General features: G+C 71.5%; 16 protein-coding genes. 4 read left to right on the top strand and 12 right to left on the bottom strand.

What is annotated here, in order from left to right; genetic code table 11:
- The first annotated feature begins 21 nt into the window (after positions 1-21).
- Positions 22-2,055 carry an O-antigen ligase family protein gene (locus OG332_RS35300; protein ID WP_327417262.1) on the top strand — a complete coding sequence of 678 codons (2,034 nt, stop codon included), beginning with the start codon at positions 22-24 and terminating at the stop codon, positions 2,053-2,055.
- A complete protein-coding gene (locus tag OG332_RS35295; RefSeq protein ID WP_327417261.1) occupies positions 1,989-2,972 on the top strand; it encodes a glycosyltransferase in 984 nt (327 codons plus the stop codon). Before OG332_RS35300 ends, OG332_RS35295 begins: the two co-directional genes overlap by 67 nt.
- Before the next feature lie 246 nt (positions 2,973-3,218).
- Here the strand turns inward: OG332_RS35295 and OG332_RS35290 are convergent, their stop codons facing one another.
- Both OG332_RS35290 and OG332_RS35285 read right to left on the bottom strand, forming a co-directional pair.
- The gene (locus OG332_RS35290) at positions 3,219-3,458 is read right to left on the bottom strand and encodes a DUF397 domain-containing protein (RefSeq protein WP_327417260.1); all 240 of its coding nucleotides are present in this window, start codon (positions 3,456-3,458) and stop codon (positions 3,219-3,221) included.
- Positions 3,455-4,144: a DUF5753 domain-containing protein gene (locus tag OG332_RS35285; RefSeq protein ID WP_327417259.1), complete on the bottom strand. Its 690-nt coding sequence runs from the start codon at positions 4,142-4,144 to the stop codon at positions 3,455-3,457. Before OG332_RS35285 ends, OG332_RS35290 begins: the two co-directional genes overlap by 4 nt.
- Before the next feature lie 99 nt (positions 4,145-4,243).
- Here OG332_RS35285 and OG332_RS35280 point away from each other — a divergent pair, with 99 nt between their 5' ends.
- Together OG332_RS35280 and OG332_RS35275 are read left to right on the top strand one after the other, a co-directional pair.
- Entirely contained in the window at positions 4,244-4,972 is a 729-nt protein-coding gene (locus OG332_RS35280; protein ID WP_327417258.1) for a phosphotransferase, read from the top strand.
- Positions 4,969-5,976 (top strand): sulfotransferase, encoded by a 1,008-nt coding sequence (locus tag OG332_RS35275; protein WP_327417257.1) that lies wholly within the window; start codon positions 4,969-4,971, stop codon positions 5,974-5,976. Before OG332_RS35280 ends, OG332_RS35275 begins: the two co-directional genes overlap by 4 nt.
- 103 nt (positions 5,977-6,079) lie before the next feature.
- Here OG332_RS35275 and OG332_RS35270 read toward each other — a convergent pair whose 3' ends face one another.
- The 10 genes from OG332_RS35270 to OG332_RS35225 all read right to left on the bottom strand — a co-directional run bounded on the left by OG332_RS35270 (position 6,080) and on the right by OG332_RS35225 (position 16,651).
- Positions 6,080-6,883, bottom strand: a complete 804-nt coding sequence (locus OG332_RS35270) for a glycosyltransferase family 2 protein (protein WP_327417256.1) — start codon at positions 6,881-6,883, stop codon at positions 6,080-6,082.
- A gap of 13 nt (positions 6,884-6,896) precedes the next feature.
- Positions 6,897-7,961, bottom strand: coding sequence for a hypothetical protein (locus tag OG332_RS35265; RefSeq protein ID WP_327417255.1), 1,065 nt, complete (start codon positions 7,959-7,961; stop codon positions 6,897-6,899).
- Between the two features lie 4 nt (positions 7,962-7,965).
- Positions 7,966-9,414 (bottom strand): oligosaccharide flippase family protein, encoded by a 1,449-nt coding sequence (locus OG332_RS35260; protein ID WP_327417254.1) that lies wholly within the window; start codon positions 9,412-9,414, stop codon positions 7,966-7,968.
- The gene (locus tag OG332_RS35255; RefSeq protein ID WP_327417253.1) at positions 9,411-10,160 is read right to left on the bottom strand and encodes a chain length determinant protein; all 750 of its coding nucleotides are present in this window, start codon (positions 10,158-10,160) and stop codon (positions 9,411-9,413) included. The genes OG332_RS35260 and OG332_RS35255 overlap by 4 nt, the downstream gene beginning before the upstream one ends.
- Before the next feature lie 22 nt (positions 10,161-10,182).
- Positions 10,183-11,325, bottom strand: a complete 1,143-nt coding sequence (gene wecB, locus OG332_RS35250) for a non-hydrolyzing UDP-N-acetylglucosamine 2-epimerase (protein WP_327417252.1) — start codon at positions 11,323-11,325, stop codon at positions 10,183-10,185.
- A gap of 4 nt (positions 11,326-11,329) precedes the next feature.
- The gene (locus OG332_RS35245) at positions 11,330-12,586 is read right to left on the bottom strand and encodes a nucleotide sugar dehydrogenase (RefSeq protein WP_327417251.1); all 1,257 of its coding nucleotides are present in this window, start codon (positions 12,584-12,586) and stop codon (positions 11,330-11,332) included.
- Positions 12,586-13,356, bottom strand: a complete 771-nt coding sequence (locus OG332_RS35240) for a WecB/TagA/CpsF family glycosyltransferase (RefSeq protein ID WP_327417250.1) — start codon at positions 13,354-13,356, stop codon at positions 12,586-12,588. Before OG332_RS35240 ends, OG332_RS35245 begins: the two co-directional genes overlap by 1 nt.
- Positions 13,353-14,522, bottom strand: a complete 1,170-nt coding sequence (locus OG332_RS35235) for a hypothetical protein (protein ID WP_327417249.1) — start codon at positions 14,520-14,522, stop codon at positions 13,353-13,355. Before OG332_RS35235 ends, OG332_RS35240 begins: the two co-directional genes overlap by 4 nt.
- A 405-nt stretch (positions 14,523-14,927) precedes the next feature.
- Positions 14,928-15,527 (bottom strand): acyltransferase, encoded by a 600-nt coding sequence (locus OG332_RS35230; RefSeq protein ID WP_327417248.1) that lies wholly within the window; start codon positions 15,525-15,527, stop codon positions 14,928-14,930.
- A gap of 173 nt (positions 15,528-15,700) precedes the next feature.
- Complete coding sequence (locus OG332_RS35225) at positions 15,701-16,651, bottom strand: AIR synthase-related protein (RefSeq protein WP_327417247.1); 951 nt, start codon at positions 16,649-16,651, stop codon at positions 15,701-15,703.
- Positions 16,652-16,703 lie beyond the last annotated feature (52 nt).

Raw genomic sequence — 16,703 nt, 5'->3', positions numbered from 1 at the left:
CGGTACCCGGCAGGGGTGTTCGTGAGCATTCGTGAAATGGCCGCGGTGCTGCGCCGGCGCTGGTACGTGATCGTGCCGGCGATCCTCCTCAGCCTGCTGGCGGCGCTGCACCTGTACCGGTCGGTGCCGGTGGCGTACCAGTCGCAGAGCTCGGTGGCGCTGCTCGACTCCAACGCGGCCTCCCAGCTGCCGCCCGCCTTCGGCAATCCCATATCCAACGCGGGCGGCACCCTGGTCGTGACGGCGGACGTGCTGATCAGGACGCTGTCCGGGGCCGACGCCGCCCGCGAACTGCACAGCCTGGGCGTGACCGACCCGTACACCGTCGGGTTCGCCGCGAACACCTCGGGCCCGCTGCTGACGCTGACGGTCACGGGCACCGACCGCGGGAAGGTGCTGGAGGAGACGAACACGCTGACGGCCTTCGCCGGTGAGCAGCTCAACGCGCTCCAGGCGGCGGCCAAGGTCCAGCCCGCCTACTTCGTCCAGAGCACGCCGGTGGTGCTGCCGCAGACCCCGGTGGCGCAGCTCAAGAGCCGCTACCAGCAGGTGCTGGGGGTCCTCATCCTCGGTGTCAGCAGCGGGTTCACCCTCTCCTTCGTGGCGGACGCCCTGCTGGCGGCGCGCCGCCGCCGGCGGGAGAGCTCCGCCGGGGCCACCGCGCGCGGGCGGGTCGGGCGCCGCAGGTCCCGGGGCCGCCACGCGGACGCCACCGCGCTGCTGACCGGGTATCTGGCGCTGGCCTTCTTCATCCCGTCGAACCTGACGCTGCCGGGCCTGGGCGGGGTGGGCACCCCGGCCAACGTGTTCGCCCTGCTGGCGCTGTTCTGGTACCTCGCGACCTGGCTCACCGGCCGGATCCGGCCGGCTCCCGGGACCCGGCTGCCCCGGGTGGCCATGTGGCTGCTGGCCGTGTCGGTGCTGGCCTCGTACATCGCGAACGCGGGCCGCGGGAGCGTGCGCAAGGAGCTGCTCGGCGCGGACCGCGGACTGATCGCCCTGCTGGTGTGGGTGTCGCTGGTGGTGCTGGTCTCCGCCGGCGTCCAGGACCGGGCCCGTCTCGACGTGCTGCTGCGCCGGGCCGTGGTGATGGGGACGATCGTGGCCGCCATCGGGTTCTACGACTTCTTCACGGCGACGAACATCGCCGACAGCATCAGCATTCCGGGGCTGCAGTCGAGCGTCCCGCAGATCGCGACCCTGGACCGCGGGGCGTTCACCCGGCCCCGGTCCACCACGGCGCAGCCGCTGGAGTTCGGCGGGATGCTGGCGCTGCTGCTGCCCTTCGCCGTGCAGCAGGCCTTCGATCCGGTACGGAGGCACCTGCGGGCGTGGCGCCGCTGGGGGCCGGTGGTGCTGATGGGCGGGGCGCTGCCGCTGACGGTGTCGCGCACCTCGATCATCGGGGCGCTGATCGTGATCCTGGTGATGGTGCCGCGCTGGAAGCCGCAGCGGAGGTGGAGCGCGATCGGTGTGCTGCTGGGCGCGGTGTCCTGCTTCAAGGTCATCATCCCGGGGCTGATCGGCACCATCACCGCACTGTTCGCGTCCTTCCTGACGAACTCCGACAGCAGCACCCAGGCCCGTACGGTCAAGTACAGCGCGATCGTCCCCTACCTGGACGAGCGCCCGTTCGCCGGGCGGGGTCTGGGCACCTTCATTCCCGAGCTGTACTTCTTCACCGACAACCAGTACATGCTGACCCTCGCCGAGATGGGCTTCCTGGGGCTGTTCGTGCTCCTGTTCCTCTTCCTCACCGGCATCCACCAGGGCGGGGCGATCCGCCGGCTGGCCGCCGGCGAGTCCGACCGGGAGCTCGGGCAGGCGTTCTTCGCCTCCGCCGTCGTCGCCCTGGTCGTCAGCGCCACCTTCGACGCCCTCAGCTTCCCGATGTTCGCCGGGATGTTCTTCCTGACGATCGCCGCCGGAGGCAGCTACCTCGGCTTCATCCGGCGCGCGGCGCCCGAGCCCCGATCCGTGGAGTTCCCATGTCTTCCCGCCGACCAGCCTCCCCTCAGCCCCTCCCCGGCTCCGGATCCGGCTCCGGCCCGGTAGCCGTCCTCGTCGTCACCTGGAACAGCGCTGCGGTGCTCCCCGCGTTCCTGGCCTCGCTGCCGGAGGGGATGGCCGGGCTCGACTGGCGCCTGGTCGTCGCCGACAACGACTCGGCCGACAGCACCGTGGACCTGATCCGCTCCCTGGCCCCGGAGGCGACGGTCGTCCAGACCGGCCGCAACGCCGGGTACGCGGCCGGGGTGAACGCCGCTCTCGGCGCCGCCGCCGCGTGGGAGGGCGGCTTCCGGGCGGCCCTGGTGTGCAATCCGGACGTCCGGATGCGGCAGGGCTGCGCCGCGCTGCTCCTGGACGCGCTCGGCGCGGCGGCGCCCGGCGGCGGCCGGGTCGGCATCAGCGTCCCGCTGCTGTACGAGGAGGACGGCCGGACGCTCCTGCACTCGCTGCGCCGCGAGTCGCGCGTGACCCGGGCGCTCGGCGAGGCGGTGATCGGCAACCGCCGGGCCGGACGGTTCCCGCGCTGGAGCGAACTGGTCACCGACCCGACCGCGTACGAGCGGGCGACGGTCGCCGACTGGGCCACCGGCGCGCTGATGGCCCTGTCCCGGGAGTGCCTCGACGCCTGCGGGGCCTGGGACGAGTCCTTCTTCCTGTACTCGGAGGAGACCGAGTACTGCCTGCGGGCCCGGGACCGCGGTTTCGTCACCCGGCTGGAGCCGGCGGCCGCGGCAACCCATCTCGGCGGGGACTCGCAGGTCTCGCCGCGCCTGTGGACCCTGCTGACCCTCAACCGGGTGAGGCTCTACGGGCGCCGGCACGGGGCGGTGGCGACGGCCGCCTTCCGGACTGCGGTCCTGCTGCGGGAGGCCTCACGTGCCGTCCTCGGCCGCCCCGCCAGCCTGGCGGCCGCCCGCGCCCTGGCCAGCCCGTCCGCGCTGCGCGCCACTCCGGGGCCCTAGATCGGGCCAATGGAACACCCCTGACCAGATCACTCATCTCCGGGCCCGGGGCCTGCACACGCACGGGCGACCATGGGAAGGGGCGTGCCCGGGGTACTGCGCGGGGCTGTGGGCGCTGCTGCGCAATGCGTCGTTGGACGCGGCAGTAGGCATCCTCGCAGATGGGTACGGGTGGACTAGCTAGATAGGCCCGACCTCCCCGCTGTCGACTGGGGGAGCGGGCCCATCTGCTTTGATGCGCACTGATCAGGCGCTGAAGTTACCTCCGACAACGCTCTCGATGAGAGCAGCGAATGAGGACGGAGCCATCATCAGGGCCGGACCGTCCGGCACTTTCGAGTCCCGAACGGCGATGCCGGCGTGAGTCCGCCGGACATCGGCGACCTCGACACACTGGCCTTCGTTGGAGCCGGAGTGCGACGATTTCATCCACACCGCGCCGGGGATGCTCGACGCCATAGGTACGTGCGTACGCTGCTGAATCACTTGTGCAGTCCTTCCAGGTGCTCGACGAGCACATCCCGTGACCGATCCACGGAATGCGCAATGGTCGCCGTCTGCTCGAATACGGCTTCCAGGTAGGCGACCTGATCCTTGTCCTCGGAGTGGTCGCCGCCCATCGGATTGTCGATGCTGACCACCGGCGCCCACGGATGCTGGAACGTCAGGATCGTCATTGCGCCGTTGGACACGAACGCGGGGTGGGCGTTGAGCGGGATGATCTGGAGCGTCACATTCGGCAGTTCGGCCACGTCGAGCAGCTTGCGGATCTGTTCCTTCATGACGACCGGCGCCGTGTCGAACTCCGCGTGCAGTGCGGACTGGGGAATCAGCGCGTGCAGCTGCACTGGCTTGTCCGGGCGGTAGAGGACTTCCTGCCGCGCCATCCGGATCGACACCAGCTGCTCTGCTCGCCGCTCGGCTCCCGCGTTGGCCGACCTGGTGATGATCTCCCGTGCGTAGCCGTGGGTCTGGACAGGGCCGGGGATGACCACTGGGTTGACGATCCGGATCTTCTCCGCATCAGCCTCCAGTTCCACGAAGTCCCGATATGCCTGGGCCACCGGGTAGGACGACCACCACCCCGTACCCGGCGGCTCCGCTGCCGCCGCCGCGACCTCCGCTATGGCGGCCTCGTCGGTCACCCCGTACTTGGCGGCGAGATCCCGCACTTCATCAGGAGAGACCCGGTAGAGACCGCGCTCGGGTCCTGTCGAGACCGGTTCGGTAGTCAGCTACCTCACCGCGACCCTCCGGGCCGGGGGGTGATCGTGGGCTTCGCCAAGCAGTACCGAACGGCAGAAGCCGCGTCCCGGGCCGTCGCCCAGCACGCCTGGCTCGACGCCCTGGGAATGCCCGTCCCCGACCTGATCGCCCACCATCCGCAGGTGCTGGAGTTCCAGTACCTGCCCGGCCGGCACGCCCTCCCGGACGACGTGCCCGCCGTTGCCCGCCTACTGGGGCAGACGCACGCGGCTGCCCACCAGGTGGCACTTCACTCCGTGCGTCTCGACCAGGGCTTCGACCTTCCCGGCATCGGCAGAATGAGCGCTTTCACCGCCAGCCGCATAGCCCGTGTCCGGCACAACATGGGCGCGGCCATGGTGCCCGGCCCGGCCTTGAGCATCGACCGGGCCGTCCACATCATCGAGGCATCAGCCGATGAACCGGCCGCCTTCTACAAGGACTCCAACCCACGGAACTTCCTGATCACGCCGACCACGATCACCGCCGTCGACTTCGACGACCTGACGCCCGCCCCGTTCGCGTACGACCTGGCCAAGCTGCTCGTCACCACGGCGATGACCCACGGCCCCCTGCCGGCAGGGCTCTCCGCAAAGGCACTGGCCGCGTACAACGTGGAAACCCCGTACCGGTGCAGCCCTGATCGCCTGGCCGACTGGATGGAGATCCACCACATCCTCACCAGCCCCTACCTCGGACGGAACGGCTACACCCACAGCTGGCACACCCTGCGCCGCAACGAGAGGACAGAGTGAAGCCCGACACCTTCACCGAGCAGCTGGCATCGCCCCACCCCGTCGGCGCGATGGTCGCCCTCTACCGAACCCGCGTCTACCGGTTCAGCAACGACCCCCGCCACTACGTCCTCGCCGAGACACTGGAGGAGCGGTACGCGCAGGGAATCGCGCCAGCCTCCACGAGTCTGGCGTACGTGAAGGCGGTACTCGACCAGATCCGCAGCACTGGACAGCCGCTCCCCTTCAACCCGGACATCGCGGTCCGCGAAAATATCGATATTCAGCAGGAGCTCGACGCACGAACCCGGTACGCACCCAAGCCCATGCCCGAACACAGCCCCACCACAACCGTGTTCATCATCGGCGCACCACGCTCCGGGACCAGCCACCTCTACAACTGCCTTGCCTACACCGGCCGGTACTCCTACTTCACTACAGCGTCATGCTGGGCCTGGCCCGTCCGCAATCTGACCCACACAGCCCGCCGATCCTTCGAGACCATGGGCGACCAGGTCCTCTCCGTGGACAACAAGAACACCCGGATCATCCCCGGCTTGGTCATGCCCTACGAAGCCGAAGACCTGTACGCGCGGGCCATACCCGCCTACCAGCACCTGGGGGGTCACACGTACAACCTCACCCCGGCACAGACCAAGGACGCTCCGCTGCTCACCGCCAACGTGCAGGCGCACTGCCGCCACTTCAACCGCAGAGCCTTCCTCACCAAGTCACCGTTCAACTCGCTGCGCATCCCCCAGCTCGATGCGGCCACCGGCCACCGCGCCCTGTTCGTCAACATCACCCGGGACCAGGCAGGGACAGCGGACTCCATGCGGCGCAACCGCTTCCGCTTCCACCGCGACGGGCGACCCCTCACCGAAGAAGCCGCATGGGGCGTGTTCACCACCACCATCGCCAGGGACACGCCGTCTTCCCGGACGATCACCATCAAGCACAGAGACCTCCTGGCCAACGGGCGCGTCGAACTTGACCGCGTCCGAAGGTGGATCGCAGAAGCCTGATCCGCTGCCGAAGTCGACATGAACGGTCAGTCCGGCGAGGGGAATGCGGTGCGGCGACCGTGCCCGCCAGGGCTCGCAACGCCGCGGAGATCCGACACGCACCCTAGGGAATCGGGCCGTCCCAGGCGGTCCAGAAGCTGTCCGGGTTGACCAGGTAACGGACGGTGGGGCGGGGCAGGTGGCGGACCTCGTGGCGGCGGGCGTAGCGGCGGACGAGCTCCCAGTCCTCGCGGGGCAGCACCTCGGGGGTGCGGCGCAGTCGGCTGAAGTACAGGGACCGGTTGCGCCGCGCCACGAAGGCGTTGGTGTCCAGGAAGGCCTCGTGGGCGGCGCGGCGGCGGTCGAAGGGCACCGACAGGACGTCCCGTTCGGTGCCGTCGGGCAGCACCCTGCGCAGCGCGGTGTAGACGGCGTCGGGGCCGCCGGAGGGCTCCAGCACCGCCAGGGCCTGCTCCAGGTGGTCGGGCTCCCAGAGGTTGTCGTCGTCCAGGAAGGCCACGTACCGGGAGCGGGTGAGCCGGATGCCCACGTTGCGGACGATGCCGGCGGTGGCGGTGTTGCGGGCCAGGGAGACCGCGAACAGCCGGGGGTCTGCCGGCAGTTCGGGCAGTCCGGCGCCGTCGTCGACGACGATGACCACCTGGTCGGTGACGGTCTGCGCCAGCGCCGAGCGGACCGCCGCGCCCAGTCCCCCGGGGCGCCGGTGGGTGGGGATGACGGTGGCGACGAGCGCGGCCGGGGGCCGGCCCAGGAGGGCGGCGAGGCGGGCGGCCTCGGCGTCCTCGAAGCGGCGCAGCCGCACGGCGGAGGGGAAGAGCAGGAGCTTGTTGCGGGCCTCGAAGAGCACCAGCCAGCCGAAGGCCCGCTTGAGGAGCTCCCAGGGGGCCCGTGCGATCCGGCGCATCATGGACTCTCCGTCGTCAACTGGTGGGTTCGGGGGTGACGGGCCGGCCGTCGGACATGCGGTTGCCCTTCCACACGTTTCCGGCGCCGCCCGCATTCCAGGCGGCGACCGGGCCGTAGGCTCCGGCGCCCGGGTGGTACTGGGTGGAGAAGACGTTGTCGGTGACCTGGATGCCGGTGGCGCCCGGGCCGCCGCCGTAGAGCGCGTACGCTCCCCCGGCCAGCCAGTTGCCGTCGACGACGACGGAGGAGACGACCCCGGTGTCGGCGAACAGGCCGACGGCCGCGGTGGCTCCCCGGTCCACCGGGGTGGAGTTCAGCAGGGTGTTGTGGCGCAGGATCAGCCGGCCCTTGTTGCCGCCCCCGCTGATGACGGCGTCGGTGTGCTGCCATTCGCCGCCCTGGTTGCGGAACGCGACGAGGTCGTGCACGTAGTTGTCATGCAGGTCCCCCTGGCCCATGGACAGGGCGTTGCCGAAGACCGAGATGTCGCACCAGCCGACCTCGACGGAGCTGCCGCCCATGTTGGAGACGGCGTAGTTCACCCCGCCGTTGTCGGGGCCCTTGCCCGGCACGGCGGTGATGGTGGTGTGCAGGACCTTCAGTCCGCTGAAGCCGGGGCGCAGGTTGATCCCCCACCAGTTGGTGGAGGTGATCCTGCTGTCGATGACGGTCACGTCGTTGGCGTAGATGTCGAGCGAGCCGCGGATGTCCCAGCCCTTGATGACCGTGCCGTCCTTCTTGACCGACATGTTCCCCGTGTCGTGCCGCTCCAGGGCGATCCGCGGGCCGGTGCTGCCCGCGTCGGGGAATCCGCAGGCGCCGGGCGAGGCGCAGGCGGAGCCGGAGGGCGACGGTTCGGCCGTGCCCGGTGGCGGCGTCGGGGAGGGTGTGGCCGAGGGGCTCGGCGGGGCGGTGGGCGCGGGCGCGTCCGTCCCCGAGGGGGCCGCGGCCGGTGTCGCGGACGGCGCGGCCGAGTGCTCGCCCACGCCGGTGCGGTCCGCCTGGCAGAGGGTCAGGACGACGGCCAGCACGACGCCGGCGAGCAGCCACGCCCCCAGCCGCCTTCGGTGCTGTGTCACGGTGCTACCCCCGGAGTAACGAGCGGCTGGGCAGGACGCACAGCCCGTAGACGAGCGTGCCGGCGATCCCGGTCGCCAGGAGCGCGAGCACCCCGTCGCCGAGGAACCGCTCCAGTCCGAGGACCACCGCCGCCATCACCGCCCCGCCCAGGAACGGCCAGGCGCAGGCCCGGGCGACGGTCCCCAGGCGGATGCCGCCGCGGTGCAGGGCGAGGAGGAACACCGGCACCACGACGGCGCCGGCGACCAGGACGTGCCCCTGGGCCACCCCCACGATCCCGCCGGTGCGGGCGCCGACCACGAGGGCCGGGATCAGGAGGACGAGCCACAGCCCCTGGACCCCGATGAGCGAGCGGCGCCGGCCGACGGCGACCAGGCAGTCGTAGGCGAGTTCGCAGCCGATGCGGACCAGGCCGAGCGCCATCAGCCAGGGCAGCGCGCGGGCGGCGGGCAGCCAGCGCGCGCCGTAGATCAGCTCGACGAGCGGTGCGGCGAGGGCTGCGAGCAGCACGCAGAGCGGGACGGTGCCCGTCATCACGACGCCGAGGGCGCGGCCGAATCCGGCGGCCAGCGCCTGCGGCGACTGCGCCAGCCGGGAGAAGCCGGCGAAGGAGACGCGGCGGGCCGCTTCGGAGATGATGCGGACGGGCCAGCCGGAGATGTTGAAGGCGAGCACGTAGAAGCCCAGGGCCAGGGCGTCCAGGGTCGATCCGACGACCATGGTGTCCACGTTGACCACGCCGAGGGCGAGCATGCTGGCCCCGGCGAGCGGGAGTCCGAACCGCAGCAGGGCCTTCGCCTGGCTCCGGTCCCAGCCGAACCTCAGGGTGCCGGGCGCGGCGAGGCAGCAGCCGATGAGCGCGGCCACGTTCCCGACGACGGAGCCCCAGGCGAAGCTCATGGCGCCCCAGCCCTGGACGGCCAGCAGCAGGGTGACGGCGGTGCTGAGGACGAAGTTGAGGGCGTCGACGGCCATCCGCCGGCCCTGGGCGAACTCCCGGGTGAGGAAGCCGGCGGGCACCTGGGAGAGGCCGTCGAGGACCACGCACAGGCACATGACCCGCAGGACGCCGGAGGCTTCGGGCGAGCCGAGTACGTCGGCCACGGCGGGGGCCGCCGCGAACAGCACCGCGTACAGCAGGCAGCTGGACAGGGCGCTCAGGGTGAGGACGGTCGGGGCGAAGCGGCGGGGATCGCCCTCCCAGCGGATGATCGCGAGCGAGACGCCGAGTTCGTTCGCGGAGAGCAGGACCAGCAGCACCGTCTGCGCGATCCCGTACACGCCCCAGGCCTCGGGCCCGAGGAAGAAGCGGGCCAGGATGATCCCGGTCACGAAGTTGCCGAGGCGCATGACCACGGTGTTGATCAGGCTCCACCGGGCGGCCGAGCCGACCTTCCGCCCGAGCGACGGCGCCGCCGGGGCGGTCTCGGTGTCCGCTGCGGCGCCGGTCACGGCGATCCGGCCGAACGGGAGCCGGCCGCGCCGGAGCCGGCCGGGTGGGCGACGGTCATGCGCAGGGTGGCCGTCGGGTCACCGGCGTCGTCCGCGGCCGGTCCGCCGGCCTCGCCGGGGGCGGGCCGGTGCTTGGCGGGCGACGACCGCTGCCTCGTGCGGGCCTCCACGAAGAAGGTGGCCACCAGGCTGAGTACGAAGCCCAGCGCGCCCGCCATGACGAGGAACTGGAGCCTGGCCTTGGTCTGTGCCTCCGGCTTCTGGGGAGGCACGATCGTCGACATCCGGATCATGGCATTGGGTGCCACCGACTGCTGGCTCTGGAACTCCAGCAGCCGCTTCTCCGCGTAGGTGGTGAGGATCTCGTCCGACTTCAGCACGGCGGCCCGGTCGGTCCCGACGACGCTCAGCCACATGTAGGGGCCGAGCGCGTTGTCGGCGATCTTCGCCTCGTGCACGCCGGTGACGCCCAGGGACTTGAGGTCGGCCTTGGCGCCGTCGGAGTTGAGGTTGCGGGCCAGACCGTCGGCCATCCCGGTGAGCGAGGCCTGGGTGCTCAGGAAGGGGTTGCCGTCGAAGGCCACCGTGGCCTTCTCCGAGTTCAGCAGCGTCACCGTGCTCTGCGAGCGGTACTCCACCGGGACCAGCAGGTACACGGCGGCGGTGAGCGCCGCCGTGATCAGCAGTCCGGGCAGCAGCACGTACCAGCGTCTGCGCATGACCCGCCAGATCTCCGCGAGATCCATGGTCTTCCCCTTCGAATTGCGTTTACAGCACGTGCTGTTGATCGGCGGCGGCCCCGCGCGGGACGAGGTCGGTCGGGCGCGGCCGGGTGTGCGCGGGCGGGCCGTCGAGCAGGACCGCGGCGATGCGCTCGCTCGCCCGGCCGTCCCAGAGTTCGGGGCAGCGCGGGGCGGGCGGATGGTCGAGCACCCGGTTCACGGTGGCCGTGATGCGGTCCGGATCCGTGCCCGCGAGGACGTTGGTGCCCTCCTCGACGGTGATGGGGCGCTCGGTGTTCTCCCGGAGGGTCACACAGGGCACGCCCAGGGCGGTGGTCTCCTCCTGGACGCCCCCGGAGTCGGTGAGCACCAGCCGCGCGGAGTCCTGCAGGGCGATGAAGTCGAGGTATCCGGCGGCCGGTACGAGCCTGATCCCGCCGGGCACGCCCAGTTCGGCGAGCCGTTCGGCGGCCCGCGGGTGCACGGGCAGCAGCAGCGGGCACCGGTCGGCGATCTCGCCCAGCGCCTTGAGCAGGCCGCGCAGGGCGGCGGGGTCGTCGACGTTGGCCGGCCGGTGCAGGGTGACCAGGCCGTATCCGCCGCGGGTGAGTCCGTAGCGGTCCAGGACGTCGGACGTCCTCGCCCGGTCCAGATTGGCGAGGAGGGTGTCGATCATGACGTTGCCCACGACGTGGATCTGGTCCTCCCGGTAGCCCTCCGCCCGCAGGTTCGCGGCCGCGTCGGGCGAGGGGGCCAGCAGGTAGTCGCTGAGCCGGTCGGTGGCGACCCGGTTGACCTCCTCCGGCATGCTCCAGTCCCGGCTGCGCAGGCCGGACTCCACGTGGGCCAGCAGCGGGCCGGCCTTCGCGGTGACCAGGGCGCAGGCGAGGGTGGAGTTGATGTCGCCGACCACCACCACCGCGTCCGGGGCCAGTTCGTCGAGCAGCGGCTCGAAGGCGGCCATCACCCGCCCGGTCTGCTGGGCGTGGGTGCCGGATCCGGCCCCCAGGTACCGGTCGGGCGGGCGGATGCCGAGGTCGCGGAAGAACACGTCGTTCATGGACTCGTCGTAGTGCTGTCCGGTGTGGACGAGGATCACCTCGGCGCCGCGGCGCTCCAGTGCGTCCATCACCGGTTTGATCTTCATGTAGTTGGGCCGGGCCCCGGCCACGCAGACGATCCTGGTCATGGGGTCAGAGCACCTCCACCTTCGGTCCGGTCATGCGGTTGCGGGTGTCGAGGACGAAGGACGCGTGCTCCGCGATCATCTGGTAGTCGAAGGAGTCGTGGTCGGTGAGCAGGACGACCACGTCGGCGGCCGCCACTTCCTTGCGGGTCGGCTCGACCCGGACGAGCCGGGCGTCGACCTTGATGCTCTCCACGACGTGGGGGTCGACGGCGCGGACCTTGGCTCCCATGTCGAGGAGCAGTTCGGCGATGCGGACGGCGGGCGACTCCCGCGCGTCGCCGGTGTTCTTCTTGTACGCGAGCCCCAGCAGCAGGACCTTGGAGCCGTTGACCGAGCGGCGCTTGGCGTTGAGCGCGTCGATCACGCGGCGGGTCACGTACTCGGGCATGTGGTTGTTGATGTCGTTGGCGAGTTCGACGAAGCGGAAGTTCTGGCCGAGTTCGCGCTGCACCCGCCAGTTCAGGTACGAGGGGTCGATCGGCAGGCAGTGGCCGCCGACGCCCGGGCCGGGGGTGAACTTCATGAAGCCGAAGGGTTTGCTGGAGGCCGCTTCGATGGCCTGCCAGACGTCGATGTCGAGGTGGCGGGCGAACATGGCTATCTCGTTGACCAGCGCGATGTTCACGTGCCGGAAGGTGTTCTCCAGCAGTTTCGCCAGCTCGGCCTCCTTGGGCGAGCGGACCGGGACCGTGGTGTCGACGAGTTCCCCGTAGAAGGCCTCGACGGCCTTGAGGGAGCGGGCGTCGACTCCGGAGACCACCTTGGGGGTCTGCTGGAAGCCCCAGACGGTGTTGCCGGGGTCGATGCGCTCGGGGCTGTAGCCGAGGTGGAAGTCCTCCCCCGCGGTGAGCCCGGAGCCGTCCTCCAGGATCGGCGCGAAGAGCTCCTCGGTGGTGCCCGGGTAGGTGGTGGACTCCAGGACGACGGTCGCGCCCGGGCGCAGGAAGCGGGCCAGGGTGTGCGCCGACTCCTCGATGTAGCGCAGGTCGGGGGCTCCGTCCTGTAAGGGGGTCGGCACGGTGACGACGGCGACGTCGAATCCGCCGCAGTCCCGGGCCAGTTCGCTCGGGCGGTAGGTGCCGTTGACCAGCGCCCGGTTCAGCCGTTCGGAGGAGACGTCCTCCACGTACGATTCGCCGGCGGCGAGGCTCTTGACCCGCCGTGCGTCCACGTCGTACCCGATCACCTGGTGTCCGACCTCGGCGGCCCGGATGGCCAGCGGCAGTCCGACGTATCCCTGTCCCACGACGACGACGCGCATCAGTGACTCCTGTTCGCGGAACCGGCAGACGGTGTGCGGTGGATGAGCTCCCGGACCGTCATGGCCAGGAAGGCGGCGTTGGTGGTGAGGTAGCGCTTGCCGAGACGGCGCGGCTCCTGGAGGGTGCGGTAGAACCATTCGAGTCCCGCCCGCTGCCAGACCAGCGGGGCTCTCCTGGTGATGCCGGCGAGAATGTCGAAGGAGCCGCCGACCCCGTGGACGACGTGGGCGCCGGTGCGCTTGCCGTAGCCCGCGGTGAAGATCTCCTTCTTGGGCGAGGTCATTCCGAGGAACAGCATCCGGGCGCCGCTGTCCGCGACGCCGTCGGCGATCGGCTCCTGGTCGGCGTCGGCGAAGTAGCCGTTGCGGCTGCCGGCGACCCGCAGGCCGGGGAAGCGTTCGGAGATCTGCCGGAGCATCAGTTCCAGGACGGACTGTTCGGCGCCGAGCAGGTAGACGGGGATCTCCGCCACCTCGGCGGCCGCGAGCAGCCGCATGAACAGGTCGATTCCCGCAACCCGTTCGGGCAGCCGCACGCCCAGGAAGCGGCCGGCCCATACCACCGCCTGGCCGTCGGCCAGGACGAGGTCGCAGCCGGCGACCGCCTCGGCGAGGCGGGGGTCGCGCCGCATGTTGACCAGCTTGGCGGCGTTGACCATGCCGATCTCGATCTGTTCACCGCGCCGCACCGCGTCGAGGCAGCGCTGCACGGTCTCGTCCATGGTCAGGGGATCGAGCGCGATCCCGAAGAGGGTGGGCCGTCGGGTCATCTCGGCAGCCCCCCAAGCCAGGCGAAGAGCATCCAGCCGAATTCGTACGGGCGGCACTCGCGGTCCACCGCGAGGGGCCGGAAGATCCGGTCCAGCGGGGCGAGCCGCGCGCCGGGCGCCACCCGGGTGGTGAGCCCGCGGGCGGCGCGGACGGCCTTCTTCGGGTCGCCGCGGTAGACCTTGCGCCAGGTGACGCCGAAGTCCTCGCGGATCACCGGCTCCCGCGGGGTCCCGGTGGGGCCGGCGAGTTCGGGCACGTCGGTCATCCAGCTCAGACCCTTGCGGACGGCCGCGCCGAAGTCGGTGCCGCCCGCGTCGGCCAGGTCGAGCAGCGCGGTCGGGGCCATGGCGTGCTGGTGCACGCTGTAGACCGGGTAGCCCTCGATCACGCCGCCGCGGCGGGCGTCGTAGTGCCACCACCACTGGCCGCCGTCCCCCTGCAGGGCGCAGATGCGGGCGGCGCAGGCGTCGGCGGCCGCGAGGGCCTCCGGGTCGTCGCCGCTCGCGTGCAGCCGGGCCAGTGCCTGGAGCGGATAGGTCTGGTCGGCGAAGCAGGCCACGTGGGAGCGGTATCCGGGGACCAGCCCCGGCCCGGTGGCGTGCGGGAAGAGCGGGCCGTCGCCCGTCCTGGCCGCCAGCAGCCGGGTGCGGGCGGCCGCCAGGCGGTCCTCCACGTCCACCGCGCCGCGCGCGGCGGTGAGGGCGGAGAGCGCCCAGGCCGCCTCGACCGTGTACCGCGGCCGCCCGGGCACGTCCAGTGCCGCCACCCGTCCGAGGGCGTCGGACAGCTTCGGGTGGCCGGTCTCGGCGGCGGCCCAGGCGATGAGTGCCGAGTCGCCGAGGTTCACCACCCCGGGCAGCCGCTCCACGAGCAGGCCCGCGAACTCCTCGGCGGAGCGTCCGCCGAACAGGGCCCGCTGGCGGTCCTCGGGCAGGAACCGGGCGCCCAGCGCGGTGATGGCCGCGTACCGGGTGCTGGTGCCCCGCTGCTCCATGCGGCGGGTGCCGTCGGGCGAGACGGTCCCCGCCCTGGTGAACACGAAGGTCTCGGCGTCCGGCAGGTACATCGCGGGAAGTCCCGCCTCTGCCAGCGCGAGCAGCCGCTCGGCGAGGGCGTGCAGCGGCAGGTCCTCGCCGGCCAGTGCGTCTAATCGTGTGCTGGTCATCGGGTCCCCACCCCGACTCCCCGGGTACTCCGCGCACCCCGTATGTCCGCGCCGTACGGCACCAAGACACCTACCCCCTCTGATCGTTCCTCGGAGGGGGATTGCGCGTGACGGCGACGCCCGTGCCGCCGGTTTCGTCCCACCGGTGGCACGAGCCGTCCGAAGGCTGCGTCTGGACCCCCCAGCGATGCCTCGGACTGGAGCATGCGTGATCAGCAGTGCCGGCAGGCGCGTGGTGTCCGCGCCGGCCGTCACTGCCCGCGATGCCCTCGTCGTGTTACAACCCCCCACTGAGCACAGCCTGTTGCGTGCTCAGATCCCGTATACAGGGACAAGGTATGCCCACGGATGTTCGTTGATTGCGGTTTTGGGGAAATGCCGATGACGCAGTTTGCCGACGTTCCGTCAGGTTCGCTCGAGGAGCGTGCCGTCCTCCTCGTCGTGCAGCGCACCGGTGCGCGGGCACTCCCATACGCCGGGCTCGCCCGCGCGCTCGACCAGACGGACGCCGGCCCGGCCCACCCAGCCGATCCGCCGCGCCGGCACGCCCGCCACGAGCGCGAAGTCCGGTACGTCCTTCGACACGACCGCGCCGGCAGCGACCAGTGCCCAGCGTCCGACCCGTACCCCGGCCACGCACACCGAGCGGGCCCCCAGCGAGGCGCCCTCGGCGACCACGACTCCGGCGGGCTCCCAGTCGCCGTCGCGCTTGAGCCGGCCGTCGGGTTCGACCGCGCGCGGGTAGAAGTCGTTGGTGAGGACGGCCGCCGGACCGATGAACACCCCGTCGCCGAGCTCGGCCGGCTCGTATACGAGCGCGTAGTTCTGGAGCTTCACGTGGTCCCCGATCCGCACGCCGGGCCCGACGTACGCCCCGCGCCCCACGATGCATCCGCGCCCGAGCCGGGCCTCCTCCCGTATCTGCGCCAGATCCCAGATCGTGGTCCCCTCACCGAGCTCGGCGCTCTCGTCGACCTGGGAGGAGGGTTGAATGCGGACACTCACGGCGCGGTCCCCTTACGGTTCGCGAGGCGTTCGGACGTACGGGCGCACGTCCGTACGGCCGAGCATATGCGCCGGCGGGACACCCCGCCCTTTGATCAACCAACCGTCCTGAAACAGGATTTGGCCGGTTCCGCACCCTGCCGTGCCCTGCCGTGCCCTGCCTCACCGGACGGTCAGAGGAGGCGTTCGGGGACGGAGCCGGCCGGGACGGTGCGCGTGTGGAGGCGGCCGTCGGCGGCCAGGAACTCCACGTCGCCCACCGGGTCGGCCGTGACCTCTCCGACGACGGCGGCCTGACGGCCGTAGGGGTGGGCGCGCAGCGCCGCCAGGACCCCGGCGGTGTGCTCCGGCGGGACGAACAGACAGAGGCAGCCCGCGCAGGCCGCGTCCAGAGGGGCCAGGCCGCGCGCCCCGAGGGCCACCCGGGCCTCGTACCGTACGGGCAGGGCGGCCTCCTCGACGCGCAGCGTCAGGCCGCGGCCCGCGGCGCACTGGCGCAGTACCTCCGCCAGGCCTCCCGCGACCACGGTGCGGGCGTGGCGGATGTCGGCGCCCGCCGCCCGCAACAAGCCGCCGAGCGGGGCGCAGTCGCTGGGCACGTGGTGCTCGTACCCGAGGCCGTCGCGCAGCGAGACCAGGTGGGCGGCGTGGCTGCCCAGCAGCCCGGTCACCAGGATGCGGTCGCCCGGCCGGACCGAGTCGAGGTCCAGGGCCGGTGCGCCGGGGACCGGCACCCCGAAGGCGGTCGCGGTGACGAAGACCCGGTCGGCCTCTCCCGCGCGGACGACCTGGGTGTCGACGGCCGCGATCGTGACGCCGGCCTCGGCGGCGGCGGAGCGCACCGAAGCGGTCAGCCTGTGCACCAGCTCCAGCGGCAGTCCGGCCTCCAGCACGATGCCGAGGGCGATGTGCCGGGGTTCGGCGCCGGTGACGGCCAGTTCGTTGACGGCTCCGCAGACGGCGACCCGCCCGATGTCGCCGTTGCCGAAGAAGGGCGGGTCGACGACGTACGTGCCGGTCCGGACGATGACGGTACGGTCCGGGAGGAGCTCTTCCTCGATCAGGGCCCGTACCCCCGGACCGAAACCGACTTGGGCCGCGTCCCACCCCTGTGTGTACGTCACGCCATCCCCCGATGCCCGCGAGCCATGATCGTCCCATCATCCTGCGCGTGCG

The sequence above is a fragment of the Streptomyces sp. NBC_01233 genome (assembly GCF_035989305.1).
In the GTDB taxonomy this organism is placed as follows: Bacteria; Actinomycetota; Actinomycetes; order Streptomycetales; family Streptomycetaceae; genus Streptomyces.
Note: the sequence above shows the minus strand (reverse complement) of the source record. Positions and strands in the feature narration are given on the sequence as shown.